We start from the raw sequence: 17368 nt of genomic DNA, 5'->3' as shown, positions 1-17368 counted from the left end.
TATTTGTTCAACCAAGTGGAATCAAACACCCATCCTCTATGCAAGGATAGCCACTAACTGAACCTGCCCAAGGCTGCCATTTTGTTTACTGCGGTGGCGATTTTTTTGACGGTTTGGTATTTAATTACCTGATTCATCAATTAAATTCGTATTACTCCATAGGATGCAGTCTCTCGTTTTCTTTCTTTGTTAAGGCTTTAGTTCCTTTGAGTAAATACCCCCTGGAGCACTGGTCATTCGAACGAGGACTATATTTAAAGAAACATCAAAAAACAGGGGATTTTATAAAACCATGAATGATAAAAATCATACGCCATCACTATTTTCTTCTTATTACCAAATAGAAAACTATTTTTTCACCGCCATTAGTCAACGGTATTATTACGTTACTGATGACGTTTGTGCCTACTTTACTGGCGTCGAATCAAGTGGCCTTAATTTTTTGATCTTAAACAAAAAAAATTGTCATATAGACATAGAGGCCGTTTTACAAAAGGGGATACATTTTTTTCACACAACTGAATGCCCATTTAACATTATGATCCGCAGTGAACTCATTGATACTAAAATAAAAAATAAATTAAACAACGAAAATTTTCACATTGATGGCAACTTCAGCAAGATCGCCTGGTGGCAGAGAGTGATGGTCTCGAACTGGAAACGCAACAAGGTAGCATGTGTAATCTGAGCTGCTTTCCTAAACCGAAATTTGATCTTATCCTTCACCCCATTTCCAATCTCTATATTTCAGATGTTAACTCAGTGTGGCGTGAATGCTACCGTGTTTTGAAGATAGGTGGGGCTTTACTGGCCAGTTTCTATAATCCGGTGGTGTTTATAGGTGATCGCGACCCCGCTTATTTTGATCAAGGGATCATAGTACCGCAATACAAACTCCCTTATTCAGATCTTAAAGCCCATACTAAAGACGAGCTCAAAGCAAAACGGGAGCGTGGCGAGGCGGTGGTATTTGGACATACGTTGACGGATTTGATCGGGGGGCAAATTAAGGCAGGATTCAGCATCGACGGATTTTATGAAGATAAGCAACCTAATCCTCGCTTTGTGGTGGACAAATTCATGCCAACTTTCTTGGCTACGCGAGCCGTTAAACGATAAAAAATCCATTTTTTATAGCTGAATGTTAGAGAGCCTCTTATATACTTTCTTTCCGCCAAGGCAGTATACCCTTCGCCTTTCAAGTTACGGCTTTGTTGTCTGCGGGTGCTCGCCGAATCACGTAGTCTATCTACGCTCATCGGTCGGTTGCCCTTGCCGCCTTGCCGTAACTCGAAATTCATTGGGTATAAGAGCCTATTCGAAATCTCTTGTGCTCGCTGATACTTCGTCAAAAATGGGATCAATATGCTCATTTACCTTTTTGTTTTTGTAACAAAAGGCAACGGTGCTTTTTTGTCTATTTTTCATCAATTAAGCGCAGCCAAAGAAGATTTGGAACAGGTGCTAAGCGCCTTTTCGAAATCTCTTATTCTCACTCATACTTTATCGAAAATCAGTCGGTACTAAAGAAAATTTCGTAAAAGATCAGCTTTAACCCGATTGCAATGCCGCATTAAGATCAAAAGAAGGAGACAAGCGAATATGTTAAGTTATTTGCAAAAAGTGGGGCGGGCATTAATGGTTCCGGTTGCTGCCCTGCCGGCTGCCGCGATACTGATGGGGTTAGGCTATTGGATTGATCCTAGCGACTGGGGTGGGAGTAATTCATTAGCAGCATTATTAATTACATCTGGCTCTGCCATTATCAACAATATGTCGACATTATTTGCCATCGGGATAGCTTATGGTATGTCAAAAGATAAAGATGGTGCTGCAGCGTTAGCCGGTTTTGTTGGCTATTTAGTATTGACCGCATTGTGTTCCCCTAAGGGAGTCTCCATCATTGAGCAGCTTCCTATCGATCAGGTTCCTGCTGCTTTTGATAACATTAACAATCAATTTATTGGTATTTTGGTCGGTATTATCTCCGCTGAGTTATATAATCGCTTTAGTCATATTGAGCTACCGAACGCATTATCCTTTTTTAATGGCCGCCTCCTAGTTCCCATTTTAACGTCTTTTGTGATGATTTTCGTCGCTTGTGCCCTCATGTTTGTTTGGCCAGTCATTTACGATGCTTTGGTTAATTTCGGTGAAAATATTCAAGATATGGGCTCCCTGGGGGCAGGGATCTATGCTTTTTTCAATCGGCTATTGGTTCCCATTGGTTTGCACCACGCTTTAAACTCAGTATTTTGGTTTGATGTCGCAGGTATCAACGACATTCCTAATTTTTTAGCAGGACAACAATCTATCGACTCAGGGACAGCGGAAGTCGGTGTTACCGGCCGTTATCAAGCCGGATTTTTCCCTATTATGATGTTTGGCTTACCAGGCGCCGCCTTAGCGATGTATCACTGCGCTCGTCCTGAAAAGAAAAATAAAATCTACGGTATTATGCTAGCAGGTGCATTTGCTTCTTTTTTAACCGGAATTAGTGAACCCTTAGAATTTTCTTTTATGTTCGTTGCTCCCCCTCTTTATTTTATTCATGCCGTCTTGACTGGTATTTCGGTATTTATCGCCGCACAGATGCATTGGATAGCCGGCTTTGGTTTTAGTGCCGGTCTGATAGATATGATACTTTCTTCACGTAACCCATTAGCGACAGATTGGTATATGTTGTTCCCACAAGGTGTGCTTTTTTTTGCGGTTTATTATTTGATGTTTCGTTTTTTTATCAATAAATTTAAATTGTTAACACCCGGTCGGGAAGAGGATATTTTTGGTGATGAGGAAGATGATTATAATATTAATAAAAATAATATAAGAAATATCAATAATGATACTGCTATCAAACTGCTTGCTCGTCGTTATATTAGTGCGATGGCGGGCTCTAATAATTTGATAGCTATCGATGCTTGCATTACTCGTTTGCGCCTGAATGTCAAAGATGCCGCACGGGTAAACGAGGCATTAGCAAAAAATTTAGGCGCATCCGCTATTATTTGTCTCAATAAATACAGTGTGCAGGTTATTGTTGGGGCTCGAGCAGAATTCATCGCACAGGCGATGCAAAGAGTGTTTGCCGATAGCCGAGTTCCTTCAGCGGTGATGACAGCTTTGCCGCCACCTCATCGAATTCAAGCCGATATTAAAAAAATACAGGCAACACCACTGATATTACTTTCACCTATTACTGGCACCGTCCATCCATTAGAAACTATTGCCGACGAAGCCTATGCCAGTAAAATTCTCGGGGAGGGTGTCGCCATTTATCCGACTGCTAAAACCATAGTGGCACCGATTGATGGCAAAATTACACGGATTGTTCATACTAGCCACGCTTTTTATCTGACCAGCAGCACAGGTGTTGAAATTTTGATCCATATCGGTATCCAGCTTGATAAACAATATAGTCATGGCTTTAAACGTTTGGTTGAAGAAGACAGTATTGTGATCGCTGGTCAGCCTATTCTACTGTTAGATCTTGAATATCTTAATGCCAATGGTGTTTCTTTGCTCAGCCCCGTGTTGGTACAAAACCTCTCCCACTTTGGCGAGCTCTCTGTGCTAGCAAATGGTGAGGTGGTGGCGGGGCAAACCGATTTATTTGCTATTAGCCCCGCGGGCACGGTTTCAGCTAACTATACAGCCGCGTTGTTGGCGGCGGGTATAGACTATACCCAATGAATTTCGAGTTACGGCAAGGCGGCAATCAGTCGAATCCCAAGAGTGTACAGTTAGTACATGACTGGGATGAGAGTGAGCAGCCAACGCCGCCGTAACTTGAAAGGCGAAGGGTATAAACAGTTGCCTCCAAAGCCTGCTTATAAGATCCTATTGGACAAAAAGTGAGGAAACATACAATGAATGAGGCTGAAGCTCGCCCGAATAATTTTATTCGTCAAATTATTGATGAAGATTTAGCCAGTGGTAAGCATAGTGAAATACATACCCGTTTCCCTCCCGAGCCAAATGGCTATTTACATATCGGTCATGCCAAATCTATTTGCTTAAATTTTGGTATCGCGCAAGATTATCAAGGAAAATGTAATCTCCGCTTTGATGATACCAATCCGGAAAAAGAAGAGCTTGAATATATAGAATCCATCAAACGTGATTTACAGTGGCTCGGTTTTTCATGGAGTGGAGAAGTACGTTATTCATCTGATTATTTTGATCAATTGTACCGTTATGCGGTTGAGTTGATAAAAAATAATGTGGCGTACGTCGACGAGCTTAACGCTGAAGAAATACGTGAATATCGTGGAACCTTGACCACAGCAGGTAAAAATAGTCCATTTCGTGAGCGTAGTATCGAAGAAAACTTGGTGTTGTTTGCAAAAATGCGGGAGGGGGGATTTAGCGAAGGCAGTGCCTGTCTGCGGGCAAAAATCAACATGGCTTCTCCTTTTATGGTAATGCGTGATCCTGTTCTGTATCGCGTCAAATTTGCTGAACACCATCAAACGGGTAACCAATGGTGTATTTATCCTATGTATGATTTTACGCATTGTATTTCTGATGCGCTAGAAGGCATTACCCATTCGCTTTGTACCCTTGAATTTCAAGATAATCGGCGTTTGTACGATTGGGTATTAGAACATATTGATATTAATTGCCATCCACGTCAGTACGAATTTTCTCGCTTAAATCTTGAATTTGCCATTATGTCAAAACGCAAACTGAGTTTGTTAGTGACGGAGAACATCGTAGAAGGTTGGGACGATCCACGCATGCCAACGATTTCAGGTTTGCGTCGTCGCGGCTATACTGCGGCTTCCATTCGTGAATTCTGTCGTCGTATCGGTGTCACCAAGCAAGACAACCAGGTTGAAATGATGTCATTAGAATCTTGTATCCGTGACGAACTGAATGAAAATGCGCCAAGAGCAATGGCGGTATTGGATCCGCTCAAGCTGATTATTGAAAATAGAGAAGCCCGCTTAGAACAGCTTACGCTACCTAATCATCCGAATAACCCACAGATGGGCAGTCGTCAGGTTCCTTTTGATAGTGTGATTTATATCGATCGAGCTGATTTTCGTGAAGAAGCCAATAGACAATACAAACGGTTGGTTCTCGGTAAAGAAGTACGCTTGCGTCATGCCTATATCATTAAAGCAGAACGTGTTGAAAAAGATCTGAAAGGCAATATTATCGCTGTTTATTGTAGTTATGACTCAAAGACGCTGAATAAAGATCCAGCCGATGGGCGTAAAGTGAAAGGCGTGATCCACTGGGTTGCCGCCGCCTATGCGGTGCCGGCACAGATCCGTTTATATGATCGTCTTTTTAACGTGCCTAACCCTAGCGCAGTGGATGATTTTATCGCCACAGTAAATCCACAATCACTGATCATCCGTCAGGGTTTTGTTGAGCCCAGTTTAGCTACCGCACAGCCTGAGCAATGTTATCAATTTGAACGCGAGGGCTATTTTTGCATCGATAACCAACATTTTCAGGCGGGACAACCGGTGTTTAATCGAACGGTTGGGCTGCGTGATACTTGGCAGGATAAGGCTGGGAAGCAATAGCTTCTTAACGCCTAGAAATCTCTTGTACTCGCTGATATAGCCAAACCAGTTTAATTTGATTTAAGTGTTGTCGTCGCTTGCCGTACTATTTGTACTGTCTGTGCTCCTCCGCCTTGAATCAAATTAAACTGATTCGGCTATAACTTTATACTTCTTGCATAACCTACTGCGTAGTGTGAATTCGGTGTTACCCTCATACGCACTGTGCGCCTATGACTTCACATAACGAGCGACGGTTTTGCAAGCAGTCTAATGAATTACGTATCCTGCACAGATTTACTTTTTGGGCAGTTTTTTGTGGTGCAATTTCCATATAGATGCAGACTGCGATTAGTCAATTGTATACCATGCTGATCGGCAATATCCTGTTGCCGTTTTTCAATAAATTTGTCTTGAAATTCGATTACTTTGCCACAGTTTAAACAGATTAAATGATCGTGATGATCGGGCTTTGTCAGTTCAAAAACCGATTTATTGCCTTCAAAATTGTGGCGAATAACAATTCTAACATCTTCAAATTGATTGAGAACACGGTAGACGGTAGCTAAACCGATTTCTTGATTCATATCGATCAGTTTTTTATAAATGTCTTCTGCGCTAATGTGATGGCAAGTGGGATCCTGTAAAACTTCTAAGATCTTCAACCTTGGATGCGTCACCTTGAGACCCATCTTTTTTAGTGCGGTATTATTGTCGATCATGCAGATTTAATCCTGTTATACCCTTCGCCTTTGAAGTTGCCGCCTTGCCGTAATTCGAAATTCATTGGGTATACATCCTAAGGCGCTAAAGGGAAAGTTTTTTATAAAGAGAGTTCTTCACTAATTTGTTTTACCCAGTTATTTACACGTATTTCAGTGAGCTCTGGTTGGCGATCTTCATCAATAGCCAGACCAACAAAACAGTGCTTGTCATCTGTCAACGCTTTAGACGCTTCAAAATGATAGCCCTCTGTTGGCCAGTGCCCAATAATAGTGGCGCCACGAGCTTCGACGATATCACGTATTGTACCCATGGCATCACAAAAATATTCGGCGTAATCTTCTTGATCACCACAGCCGAACAGTGCCACTAATTTTCCTGCAAAATCGATTTCTGCTAATGCTGGAAAAAAATCATCCCAATCACACTGGGCTTCGCCGTAATACCAGGTGGGGATGCCAAGCAACAGAATATCAAATTTTTCTAAATCTTCTCTGCTACTTTTGGCAATGTCATACACCTCAGCACAGTCTTTTCCTAATTGAGTTTGAATCATCTTAGCAATATTTTCTGTATTGCCAGTGTCACTGCCAAAAAAGATACCCACGATTGCCATAACTGTTTGTATACCCTATTAATTTTTACCATTTATTTTGATTTCAGATAAATCGCCGAATAGCGGCTAACACCATCGCCGTTTTTTCTGCATGAACCGCATGACCGGCCTGCGAAATAGTCTCGATATACGCTTGTGGAAACTGTGCGGTTATACTGGCGCGATGGCTATCCTGAATATAGCACGACAGTTCACCGCGAATAAACAAAACAGGATCTGGCCACAAAGGGATAGCTTGCCAGCCTGCGATATTCTCGTATTGATCACAGAGAATATCGACATCAAAACACCATTTCCCCTCTTTAAATGATTTCAGTAAAAAATAGATGATTGCTTCTTCTGATATAAATTGACGCATCAACCCCGCTGCGGCAGGGCGATGCACAATACCCTGCTGAGTGACCGCCTTCAAAGCGGCAAATATCGCGTCATGACGGTGGATTTCGTAGGCCACTGGCGCAATATCAATCACAATCACTTTTTCAATCTGTTGTGGAGCCAGAGCCGTCATCGCCATCGCGACTTTTCCCCCCATAGAATGACCAATAATGATCGCTTTTTCTATTTGTAATCTGGCGAGTAGCGCTAATACATCTTGCGCCATCACTGAATAATTCATTTGTTGTGAACGGGGTGAAAGTCCATGATTGCGTAAATCCAGTAGTATCACGCTGTGATTTTTTTGTAGATCCCGCGCTAACATCCCAAGATTATCGAGATTACCAAACAGACCGTGTATTAACACAATTGGGGTTTTAGCTTCAGTCGTCAGGCTGTTATTTAAACGAAAATTTAATTTCATTGCAAAGTTCATTAATAACCAAGAGTAGGATAATAGGATATCATGAGTAAGCAAATTGTGCTGTCAGCAGCTTATTAGACCTCTTTCCAAACCTACTACGTGACGCGAATCCAGCGTTGCCCAGTGCTTGCAATCCTCATGTATTTATAGCAACGAAGGTTGCTGTGCGCCGGGCGCCTTGACTTCGCATAACGAACTACGGTTTGGAAAGAGGTCTATTGAAGTCTTTTGTCAAAAAGGGTTATCTCGATGAAGAACACTGAACTGGAAAAAATTATTAATAATCTGCTCAATATTCAAAATTTTCAAGATTATGCTCCTAATGGTTTACAAGTGGAAGGCCAGTCAAAAGTTGAACGTATTGTTACTGGTGTTACTGCAAGTCAAGCATTACTTGATCAGGCCATAGCAAAGGGGGCTGATACCATCTTAGTTCATCATGGTTATTTTTGGAAAAATGAGCCAGTAGTGATACGGGGTATGAAGCGTAAACGCTTAAACACATTACTAACGCACAATATGAATCTTTATGCTTACCATTTACCGCTTGATGCTCATCCCACCCTCGGCAATAACGCACAATTGGCGGGGTTGCTTGGGATTAATGTATTGGGAAACATTGAACCGTTATTACCCTATGGCGAATTTGAAAAATCAGTTGATACGGTTGTTTTTCGCAAACGTCTAGAAAAATTGCTCGGGCGAGAGGTGATACATTGTGGTGATCCTAGCGTTGTTAAGATAAAAAAACTCGCTTGGTGCACCGGCGGAGGACAAGGCTATATTCAACAGGCCGCTGAATTTGGCGTCGATGCTTTTATTAGCGGCGAAATTTCTGAACAGACCACCCATATTGCCAGGGAAATGGGGCTGAATTTCTATGCAGCAGGGCACCATGCAACCGAACGTTATGGTATTAAAGCATTAGGAGAATGGCTTGCCGAGCATCATCAATGTGATGTTACTTTTATTGACCTGCCTAATCCGGCATAAAAGGATCTTCAAGCGCATATCCCCAATGAATTTCGAGTTACGGCAAGGCGGCAATCAATCGAATCCCAGGAGTGTGGTACATGACAGAGGATGAGTGATCGCTGCCAATGCCGCCGTCACTTGAAAGGCGAAGGGGATAAGGATATTTTTTAACATGCTGCATCGCTAAAGTAATCAGCAGCGCATTTGAGTCAATGCTTTTACCCTTCTGCACCATGCTGTCGATGTCAGGTGGAAATAACAACGGAATGCGTTGCCTTAGTGATCGTGGGAGCTGATCATGCCAAAGCCCCATTTCGCGGGCTCCATCTGCCAGCAGTTGGATAAAATTAACGTGCTGATTGATCTGACAAGGTAACGCAGCCACCAGATTAAGTTTGGCAAATTGTTGTATCCACGCCGGAAAACGTTGCAATACCCCTTGACGGGATAAAATAGCGCGATGCCGCTGACAAGCAATAAGAAAACTGATTTGCGGCAACTATGGCTTAGGTGTTATAAATTGACGTACAATATCGAAATGATTTATTGACCTATAAATACCAAAATGACTTATCCCTTAAAATTTCGTCAACATGTATTGGCTTTCAAAAAGAAAGAAGCCCTCACTTATGCTGAAACCGCCGACCGTTTTGGTGTAGGAAGTGCCAGTTTGATGCGATGGGCGAAACGCCTGGAGCCTTGTTTGACGCGTAATAAACCCGCTACCAAAATAAACAGAGCGGCGTTGATTCTGGATGTGGAAACCTACCCTGACGCGTCTCAGCACGAGCGGGCGCCACGGATGGGTGTGAGTGCCAGGGGTATCTGTGATGCCTTAAAGCGGGCGGGTTTTAGCTATAAAAAAAACATTTTATCCCCCCAAAGCCGACGTCCAAGCTCGAAAAGATTTTCAGACTAAGCTCCAGGGCTAACGTGGATGAAAGCGGTTTTGCTCATGATATGCCGCGTCTTTATGGTTATTCAGTGAAAGGGAAGCGCTGTTACGGCCAACACGATTGCCATGCCAAAGCACGTACTAATGTCATTGGTGCACAGCTTAACGGAAAATTAACTACGGTTTGTACCTTCGACTGCCATATCAACAGCGATATTTTTTATGCCTGGGTCACCCAAGATTTACTGCCAAAATCCCCTCCAGGGGCAGTCCTTGTGATGGATAATGTGCGCTTCCATAAACGCCAAGACATCCAGACTGCTATACAGAAAGCTGGCTTTATTCTCGAATATCTCCCCACGTATTCTCCTGACATGAATCCCATTGAGCACAAATGGGCTCAAGCTAAAGCCCTTCGCAGAAAGCGACTATGTGATATCGATACCTTGTTTTCTGACCCTTTTTTCTGACCCTTTATTTTAAATCAATTTATACCGCATAAGCCATAAGCAGCCCAAAGCGACGCCGGTTAAAGTGGATGTTGCTCAGCAAGAAGCGTTTATCGCGTCTTATTTCACTTTGCTAGAAAGTGCTCTTAAGAATGAACCGATTGTTTTTATGGATTCAGCCCATCCAACGATGGCCACCAAAGTGGTCTGCGGTTGGATAAGGAAAGGCAAAGATAAGCCGCTGGTCAAAACAGGGGCAAAAACACGGGTTAATGTCATGGGTGCCATTGAATTGAGCACCATGAAGGTGGTCAGTGCCCGTCCTGAGCAGGTGAATTCAGAAACCCCCGTCGCTTTTTTTGAGCAGCTCAAAACTGCTTATCCTGATGCACAAAAGATACACATTATTTTAGATAATTCTGGCTATCATTGCAGTCAGCGAGTCAAAGACGCCGCATTAGAGAAGGCTATCGTACTCCATTATTTACCCCCTTATAGCCCTAATCTTAATCCCATCGAGCGATTATGGAAGGTCATGAACGAGCGTGTCAGAAACAACCGATTTTTCTCTTCAGCCAAAGAGTTTCGTGGGGCTATAGCCGAATTTTTTGATAGTACATTGGCAAAAATTGCTCCCTTTCTCAGGGGCAGAATTAACGATAATTTCCAAACCATCTAATCCAGACCTTCAAGTTGAATGAGTATATGCAATAGCAGAGGGAGTGAGTGGGACGAAATCTGATACAAGTTATAATCTTTTGAGCTATCGATTAAGCCGTTAATAAATGAAACAACCCTCTCGGGATTTTGGATTTTGACCTAATTTTGATCGATTGTGACTTTTTTTTTAATCAGTTGATTTTTATAATAAATAAAATACCTTCACTTGAAATTCGTAAGTTGCTCGAAGTAAACCAGTAATGAAATAGAGAAATCGGATTGCCAACAAAGCGCACAACCGAAAAATAGCATACAAAAAACCCGTTCAGATTGATTATTTTTTTTAGTGTTAAGAAATGGTAGCTTAAATCGCCAACGACAGGGCCACAATAAAGGGATACCGGCAGGGGTTAACATATCTGCCAATAGGTGGCTGGAATAACCAATCAGCAAGGCATGTAAGACGTCTGGAGGGAAAAAACAATGCGAAAAGAGCGTCGAGTTAAACAAAAATACGCCGCCAATAACAGCCAGCAAACTATGAGTAAATCCTCGATGGCCAAACGTTTTCGCCATGGGTAACGAGATCCATTTCAATCGCCGCCCAAGAATTGATTTCGGGTGGTCAATATCAGGCAATAAAGACGCTAGCAACGCAGCCGGGATCATATGCCACCAATCGCCCTGTGCAAGCTCAGGTGTCAAACCAGCTTTTTGAGCAAAAATAACACAGGCAACAGAAAAAGTGAGATGCCCTTCCCCGGTCATACAGAAATTTCCTTAGTTAATAGCGGTTAAGACTAACAGTATATGAAATTTTTGATTGCGATAATAGCCGTTGATAGAAAGACAATGGGCGCTAAGGAATTTTCAAAGTACCTTGCTGGTGATTGGCTGGCAACACCCGCTTTCGTAGCGTTTATTGTATAGCCAAACCAGTTTAATTTGATTCTGTGTCGTCGTCGCTTGCCGTACTATTTGTACTGTCTGCTTGTACTGTCTGCACTCCTCCGCCTTGAATCAAATTAAACTGATTCGGCTATAAAACAGCACGTTTACGCTTACCAAACACGATGAAATTATTTTAAGACGGCTTCTGAGGATCTTTCGATGAAAGCAAAGTACATAGCGCCTAATTTTTATTTTGCTTTAATATAAATAATTGTGTTATAATTTAATTTTTTATTAGATCTTCAGGGGTTTTATTTTTGATATTCATCCTAGTGATAATTATTGCAGCAGTGCTCCTACATCTAGTACTAGTACAGCTGACTCAGTCTGCATGTCGTCAAAGAGTTTAAATCAAAGTGAAAAAAAACTAATTGATGACAATAAGTTATCTCCTCAAGGAACAGAATTTGCTCGCCTGCAGGTGAAATTAGTAGCAGTTCTATTATCTACCAAAGGTTGTTTTTCACCTGAAGAGGAATCTGCTTTTGAAGAAAAATTTATTGTATCTAACCGAAGGATGCCTACATCTCATCTTTTCAAACTAGAACCACAGGAGGATGAAGATAAATTGTATGCAATTTCTGACGAAATGTCAGAATCAGAACAGAAAGAATTAAAAGGTAAAAGGAAAGCGGCTGTTTCGCATAGATTACAGCAACTATGCAAAGATATATTAGTACAAGGAAAGGAATATGCGAAAAGTGGTCAAAAGGATGATGAAGGTTATCGCTTAATAACCAAATTGGTGGCATTAGGCTTCAAGTTTTCATCCAGCAATGATGGGGATAACAGTCCCGAATTTATGAGCGATGCTGACATACGCGATGTTTTAACTGAACTGAATAATATTGAATCTGACTATTTGATTGATATGGCATCGGGGAGTATGATGCTCTGGCTTCAAAATCCATCCTTGAATTTGCCACAGGTTATACCCGATAAGCTTGAAAACAGAACAAAAGTAGTATTGGGGAATAAGTTGCCGTTGATGGCACCACCGAGTATGCTCCCTCCAGAATACAAAGCCTTTCTGACAGACACATTACTGCCATGGATAGGGACAGGAAAAATTGGGGAAACGACGACAGTTGCCACAAAATGCCTGAGCGAGTGGCTTTACCCTATCCCAGGCGTAAAGCTCGATTCAGAGTCTCATATCTCACTGTTCAAAAATTTTACTCCCGCCGAATTAGCTAAGTCGTCAATACTAGGCCCTGATAACCAGTATATCACTCCCCTTCTTAGCGCTCTGAATTCTGAAGCATCTGTGCCAGAATGGTATAAAAAAAGAGGCCGTACATTACAACCCGTCATTGATTTTTTGATTAGCCAAGCAGATAAGAAACAATTTTTTGCAAAGCACGAGGGAGGTACAGCGCTTCATTTTGCTATCAAACATCATCTTGACCAATCAATTTTGCCCCTGATAGAAAATATGAATCCGGAGCACCTTGCTATTTGTGACGATTTTGATGATGGTACCATCCCACGCGTTGGCCGTACCGCTTTTGAGTGTTATTTGATGGGTTATGGGCAGAATCAAGATCCAAACAAGCGAGCAATAGTCAAGGCTATGATTGAAAAAATGCCTATCGAGCGGCTATTTGAAAGCACGATACCGATACAGACAAAGCAGCTAAGGGATGAAATTTAGGCTAGCTTCCTGGTGTGTCTTCCCCCGCGGGATAAAACACTTAGCCCAAAGAGACATGAGACTTTGCAGCAGAGGGGTGGCACATTTGATACCGATTTTTGCAAGCTAATATGGGGCTAGTGTTAACTACCCCATTTTTCTTTATTTTCAATTTTATTTTAAAACACGAAGCCGTTCACCTGCCTGCTCTGCAGCAGTACTATTGGCATATTCTGCTATGATTTTTTTATAAACCCCCTTTGCTTTATCATTATCCTTTTTTTCTTCCAGAATTTTTCCAACGTTAAATAGTGCCTTAGGGCTTTTTCAGATTTTGCATCACTTTAACGACCCGCGCATAATGATGCATCGCCTCATCTTTTTGGCCTTTATTGTAATAAAGCTGTCCTAACCAATAATTAGCATTGGCTTGATAACGTGATTTTGGATAGGCGGTTAAAAACGTGTTAAAAGCAATAATCGCTTGATCATCTTGCTTTTTTAGCACTAAAGCGAAAGCCGCATCATAGTCACCTTTTTCACTGTTGTTACCAATAGTATCGTCGGCGGTATTTGCCATGGGTTCAATAACACTAGCATCTGGGGTGTTAATGATTTCCGTATTTTGTGTGGCAGGCGCTGCCTCAACGCTGAGTCTTGCCGGTTCGTGTTGTTGATGAGACTGATCAGGCTGTTTTGGCGACCCATTGAGTTGGTTAAGTTGATACTGGTTTTTTTGTATTTGCCCACGTAAATTATCAATATCAAGCAACGATTCAGATAACTGTTGTTGGAGTTGGGTTAATAATTGACTGTGGACATCAGAAATACGCTCCAATTGAGCGAGTCGCTCTTCTACAGTACTAGCATTGTTGATTGGCGCTTGAGCCCTAGCGACCCAAGTAGCCGCTACAGTACACAACAACAAACTTAGCAAATAACATTTGAAGTCAAGATTCATACCACACTCTTAATAAACCAAAACCGCACGGCGATTTTTTGCATAAGCATTTTCATCATGACCCAGATCCACCGGTTTTAGCTTTCCGTAGGAAACGATAGAAATTTGCTGGTTTGAAACCCCTTGTCCCCGCAAATACATGCTAACGGCATTGGCACGACGCTCACCTAAAGCGATGTTATATTCTGGCGTTCCACGCTCATCAGCATAGCCTTCAATCACAATTTTGATAGCGGGATCCGCACGCAAAAACGCTGCATGTTCATTCAATATTGACGTAGATTCAGCGCTAATATCGTATTTATCATAACCAAAATAGATTATATTTTGTCGTTGTAACCTTTGCATTTGATCTTCTCTGGAGGAGCCGCCGCTGAGATTTTCACGATCCATACCCAGTGTGGCGGCATTGGGATCAATAGCTGATTGGTCGGTGGTACCGCGTTTATTAGAACTACAAGCGGTTACAACAAGAATAGGTAAAACTAACATTAACCCTTTTAGTGCTTTATTCAGTTGCATCTCTTTCACCCTTAGATTATTAATTTTTAGATAATTACTTGTCTTACACCCACAGCCTTTCAAGTTGCCACCAAACGGCAAGGGCGTGAGACCAATGAGCGTAGACGACTACGTAATTCAGTCAAACACCCGCAGCCAACAGGTGGCTTCAAAGGCGAAGGGTGTATACCTCATAGATACGGTGACCACGCTGGAAATGAAAATTTCCCATCGTTTGCCGGAAGATGCGCTTTAAAACGTCCGTCCGTCGAAACAAGTTGTAATACCGAGCCTACTCCTCTTTTAGTCGAACTATAAATTATCATGAGGCCATTAGGAGAAATACTGGGTGTTTCATCAAGAAAACTATCGGTAAGTACTTGCACAGCGCCGGTTGAGAGATCTTGTTTAACAATATGCTGATTTCCACTATTACTCGCCACTAGCGCCATAAATTTACCATCATGGCTTACCTCTACATCCTGATTTTGAGCGCCTTGCCAGGTAATACGTTCTGGCGCGCGCTGGTTAATGTTAATTTTATACACTTGGGGGCGCCCACCTTGATCTGAAGTGTAGGCCAAATTCTGACTATCAGGGAACCAACTAGGTTCAGTATTATTACTCCGACTATCGGTTATCTGCGTGATATGACCAGAAGCCAGATCCATCAGATAGATATTTAAGCTGCCACTTTTAGATAAAGCAAAAGCCAATTTAGAACCATCAGGAGAAAATGCCGGCGCGCCATTGTGACGTGGAAATGAAGCGATTTCTCTAATTCCGCTGTTCGCTAATGTTTGTACCACTAGGGCAGATTGCCCACTTTCAAAGGTAACATAAGCGATTTTACTACCATCTGGAGACCAGGCCGGGGACATCAGTGGTTCAGCAGAACGATGAACAACAAATTGATTGTGGCCATCATAATCGGCTACACGTAGTTCATAGGGACGTTGTTTATCGTGGATTTGTACAATATAGGCAATACGGGTACGAAAAGCACCTTTGATCCCTGTCAATTTTTCGAATATTTCATCACTGGCGGTGTGAGACGCGTGACGTAACCATTGTTGTTTAATTTTATACTGGTTTTGTGCTAGTACGGTTTTCACCGTACCAGAGGTATCCACTAGCTGATAAGAGATGAGATAATGACCCTCGACACTCGGTTGGATCTGCCCTATCACCACTGCATTAATCCCCAATGCACTCCAGGCGCTAGGGGTAATTTCTTCCGCGCTCGAAGGGCGCTCAGGCATACGTGTCTTATCAATCGGATTAAATTTTCCGCTGTTGCGTAAATCCGCTGCCACTATGGCAGCAATATCTTTATCTTCAGACGCAACACCTGATCCTTGCCATGTAAATGGCACCACTGCGATAGGGCGAGCCGAGTCAACCCCTTGCGTGATTTCAATACGAACCCCTGCATACAATGCATTAGCCCATAACATTAAAAATCCTAGCATCACTCGACTTGCCAACTTCATATTAGTTTCCTTGAATATTCGACAAACTTATTAGAATCTGCCCCAAATCTCTTGTGTTCATTTATCTTTCGTCAAAACTACGTTTTCAAACAGGTTTTAAAAGATAAAAAGACTTCAATTATTTACTGTGGCTTAAAGACTAACGACGCATTTTTAAATACTTGATAAACATCATCACTGGGTGGTTTAGGTATTTTAGCTTGTTTTGCAGCGGCTATCGCCGCTTGACACAATGCAGAATCGCCTCCTTCTGCCACAACACTGATTAATCCTCCTTCAGGAGCCAGTTTGATGCGCAGATCACAGGTGCGCCCTTTATAAAGATCGGCATCATAAAATCGGCTTTGAATAGCGGCAGTGATCTGTCCTAAATAGCCGTTAATATCAGCCCCAGAAGCGCCACTTTTTTCACTCCACTTTCATTTGTTGCCACTTTTTCCCCTTGATTGGGCGTATTTTTGCTCGATGCCAAATCGTCCAACAGGTTATCCACTTCTGCTGCCTTAGTGCTATCAGTCTCCAATTTTCTTTTAGCCACCTCAGCGACCGCTTTTTGTTTAGTGTCATTTTCCATTTTTTTAGCAGCAGCCTGCTTTTTCGCGGCGCTATCAGCTTCTTTCTTTGCCTCAGCGGCCTTTTCTCTCGCAGCGGCCGCCGCCTTTAGCATTTTGTCAGCTTCGGCTTTTGCCTGAGCCGCTGTGGCTTCAGCTTTTTTTTGTTCCTCTGCCATTTTGGCAGCATTTTGCTGTGTCCGTCGGCGCTCGTCTTCCAAATCTTGCTGGCGTTGACGCTCCGCAATTTTTTTTTGCTGAAGTTCTTCTGCCTGTAATTCAGTTTTTTTCTTATTCTTGGCATCAGTGGATGGCGTATTTTGACGACGATCAGGCGGTGCTGTCGCGCTAGTATCAACCATCACCGCGTCCATAACCCCAGCACTTGCATTGGTTCCTGCCATATCAGCATGTTGCAGACGATAGCCCCAAATAAAGCAAGCGATTAAAATGATATGTAGAATAACCGAAATAATAACCGCCAAATTCAACTTATCACTTTGTTGGGTTGTCTTCGCCATGTTTTATTTCCAAAAAGCAAGAAGTCCAATAAAAAATATCTGCTGTCTATACCCAATGAATTTCGAGTTACGGCAAGACGGCAATCAATCGAATCCCAGGAGTGTGGTACATGACAGA

At 42.3% G+C, this 17368-nt stretch carries 17 protein-coding genes and 2 pseudogenes; 9 read left to right on the top strand and 10 right to left on the bottom strand.

What is annotated here, in order from left to right; translation table 11 throughout:
* The first annotated feature begins 292 nt into the window (after nt 1-292).
* Together REG_RS12680 and REG_RS05200 are read left to right on the top strand one after the other, a co-directional pair.
* Nucleotides 293-688, top strand: coding sequence for a hypothetical protein (locus REG_RS12680; RefSeq protein WP_141553620.1), 396 nt, complete (start codon nt 293-295; stop codon nt 686-688).
* Nucleotides 676-1119: a methyltransferase domain-containing protein gene (locus REG_RS05200; protein WP_311317249.1), complete on the top strand. Its 444-nt coding sequence runs from the start codon at nt 676-678 to the stop codon at nt 1117-1119. The genes REG_RS12680 and REG_RS05200 overlap by 13 nt, the downstream gene beginning before the upstream one ends.
* Here the strand turns inward: REG_RS05200 and REG_RS11185 are convergent.
* Nucleotides 1035-1301, bottom strand: coding sequence for a hypothetical protein (locus REG_RS11185; RefSeq protein WP_071985175.1), 267 nt, complete (start codon nt 1299-1301; stop codon nt 1035-1037). The genes REG_RS05200 and REG_RS11185 overlap by 85 nt on opposite strands.
* Before the next feature lie 301 nt (nt 1302-1602).
* On the opposite strand from REG_RS11185, the gene nagE reads away from it, so the two are divergent.
* On the top strand, nt 1603-3693 hold the full coding sequence (gene nagE, locus REG_RS05195; protein WP_050749330.1) for an N-acetylglucosamine-specific PTS transporter subunit IIBC: 2091 nt from the start codon (nt 1603-1605) through the stop codon (nt 3691-3693).
* 176 nt (nt 3694-3869) lie between these two features.
* The gene (gene glnS, locus REG_RS05190; protein ID WP_039907435.1) at nt 3870-5540 is read left to right on the top strand and encodes a glutamine--tRNA ligase; all 1671 of its coding nucleotides are present in this window, start codon (nt 3870-3872) and stop codon (nt 5538-5540) included.
* A gap of 257 nt (nt 5541-5797) precedes the next feature.
* Here glnS and fur read toward each other — a convergent pair whose 3' ends face one another.
* The 3 genes from fur to REG_RS05175 all read right to left on the bottom strand — a co-directional run bounded on the left by fur (nt 5798) and on the right by REG_RS05175 (nt 7660).
* Nucleotides 5798-6241, bottom strand: coding sequence for a ferric iron uptake transcriptional regulator (gene fur / locus REG_RS05185; protein WP_006704743.1), 444 nt, complete (start codon nt 6239-6241; stop codon nt 5798-5800).
* A gap of 101 nt (nt 6242-6342) precedes the next feature.
* Nucleotides 6343-6858, bottom strand: coding sequence for a flavodoxin FldA (fldA, locus tag REG_RS05180; RefSeq protein ID WP_006704742.1), 516 nt, complete (start codon nt 6856-6858; stop codon nt 6343-6345).
* A gap of 43 nt (nt 6859-6901) precedes the next feature.
* The gene (locus tag REG_RS05175) at nt 6902-7660 is read right to left on the bottom strand and encodes an alpha/beta fold hydrolase (RefSeq protein ID WP_039907433.1); all 759 of its coding nucleotides are present in this window, start codon (nt 7658-7660) and stop codon (nt 6902-6904) included.
* A 249-nt stretch (nt 7661-7909) separates the two neighbouring features.
* On the opposite strand from REG_RS05175, the gene REG_RS05170 reads away from it, so the two are divergent.
* Nucleotides 7910-8653 carry a type 2 GTP cyclohydrolase I gene (locus REG_RS05170; protein ID WP_039907431.1) on the top strand — a complete coding sequence of 248 codons (744 nt, stop codon included), beginning with the start codon at nt 7910-7912 and terminating at the stop codon, nt 8651-8653.
* A gap of 37 nt (nt 8654-8690) precedes the next feature.
* Here the strand turns inward: REG_RS05170 and REG_RS05165 are convergent, their stop codons facing one another.
* Nucleotides 8691-9134: an oxygen-regulated invasion protein gene (locus tag REG_RS05165; protein WP_006704739.1), complete on the bottom strand. Its 444-nt coding sequence runs from the start codon at nt 9132-9134 to the stop codon at nt 8691-8693.
* A gap of 66 nt (nt 9135-9200) precedes the next feature.
* On the opposite strand from REG_RS05165, the gene REG_RS05160 reads away from it, so the two are divergent.
* From REG_RS05160 to REG_RS10725, 3 genes are read left to right on the top strand one after another with little or no spacing between them, the layout of a single operon-like run.
* Nucleotides 9201-9554 carry an IS630 transposase-related protein gene (locus REG_RS05160; protein ID WP_006704355.1) on the top strand — a complete coding sequence of 118 codons (354 nt, stop codon included), beginning with the start codon at nt 9201-9203 and terminating at the stop codon, nt 9552-9554.
* Nucleotides 9555-9568: 14 nt separating this feature from the next.
* Nucleotides 9569-10000: a transposase gene (locus REG_RS05155; RefSeq protein WP_006704354.1), complete on the top strand. Its 432-nt coding sequence runs from the start codon at nt 9569-9571 to the stop codon at nt 9998-10000.
* Nucleotides 10001-10013: 13 nt separating this feature from the next.
* Entirely contained in the window at nt 10014-10658 is a 645-nt protein-coding gene (locus REG_RS10725) for an IS630 family transposase (RefSeq protein ID WP_141553619.1), read from the top strand.
* Nucleotides 10659-10861: 203 nt separating this feature from the next.
* Here REG_RS10725 and REG_RS05145 read toward each other — a convergent pair whose 3' ends face one another.
* Entirely contained in the window at nt 10862-11407 is a 546-nt protein-coding gene (locus REG_RS05145) for a metal-dependent hydrolase (RefSeq protein WP_006704738.1), read from the bottom strand.
* Nucleotides 11408-11921: 514 nt separating this feature from the next.
* Between REG_RS05145 and REG_RS05140 the strand changes: the two genes are divergently transcribed.
* Nucleotides 11922-13244, top strand: a complete 1323-nt coding sequence (locus tag REG_RS05140; protein WP_006704737.1) for a hypothetical protein — start codon at nt 11922-11924, stop codon at nt 13242-13244.
* A gap of 153 nt (nt 13245-13397) precedes the next feature.
* Here the strand turns inward: REG_RS05140 and ybgF are convergent.
* The 4 genes and pseudogenes from ybgF to tolA form a co-directional block, all read right to left on the bottom strand.
* Nucleotides 13398-14184 (bottom strand): annotated as a pseudogene (ybgF, locus tag REG_RS05135) (tol-pal system protein YbgF).
* Between the two features lie 9 nt (nt 14185-14193).
* On the bottom strand, nt 14194-14706 hold the full coding sequence (gene pal, locus REG_RS05130) for a peptidoglycan-associated lipoprotein Pal (protein WP_006704735.1): 513 nt from the start codon (nt 14704-14706) through the stop codon (nt 14194-14196).
* A gap of 170 nt (nt 14707-14876) precedes the next feature.
* A complete protein-coding gene (tolB, locus tag REG_RS05125) occupies nt 14877-16178 on the bottom strand; it encodes a Tol-Pal system beta propeller repeat protein TolB (RefSeq protein WP_006704734.1) in 1302 nt (433 codons plus the stop codon).
* A gap of 122 nt (nt 16179-16300) precedes the next feature.
* A pseudogene (gene tolA, locus REG_RS05120) lies at nt 16301-17250 on the bottom strand (cell envelope integrity protein TolA).
* Nucleotides 17251-17368 lie beyond the last annotated feature (118 nt).

The organism is Candidatus Regiella insecticola LSR1 (assembly GCF_000143625.1).
GTDB classification, from domain to species: Bacteria; Pseudomonadota; Gammaproteobacteria; order Enterobacterales; family Enterobacteriaceae; genus Regiella; species Regiella insecticola.
Note: the sequence above shows the minus strand (reverse complement) of the source record. Positions and strands in the feature narration are given on the sequence as shown.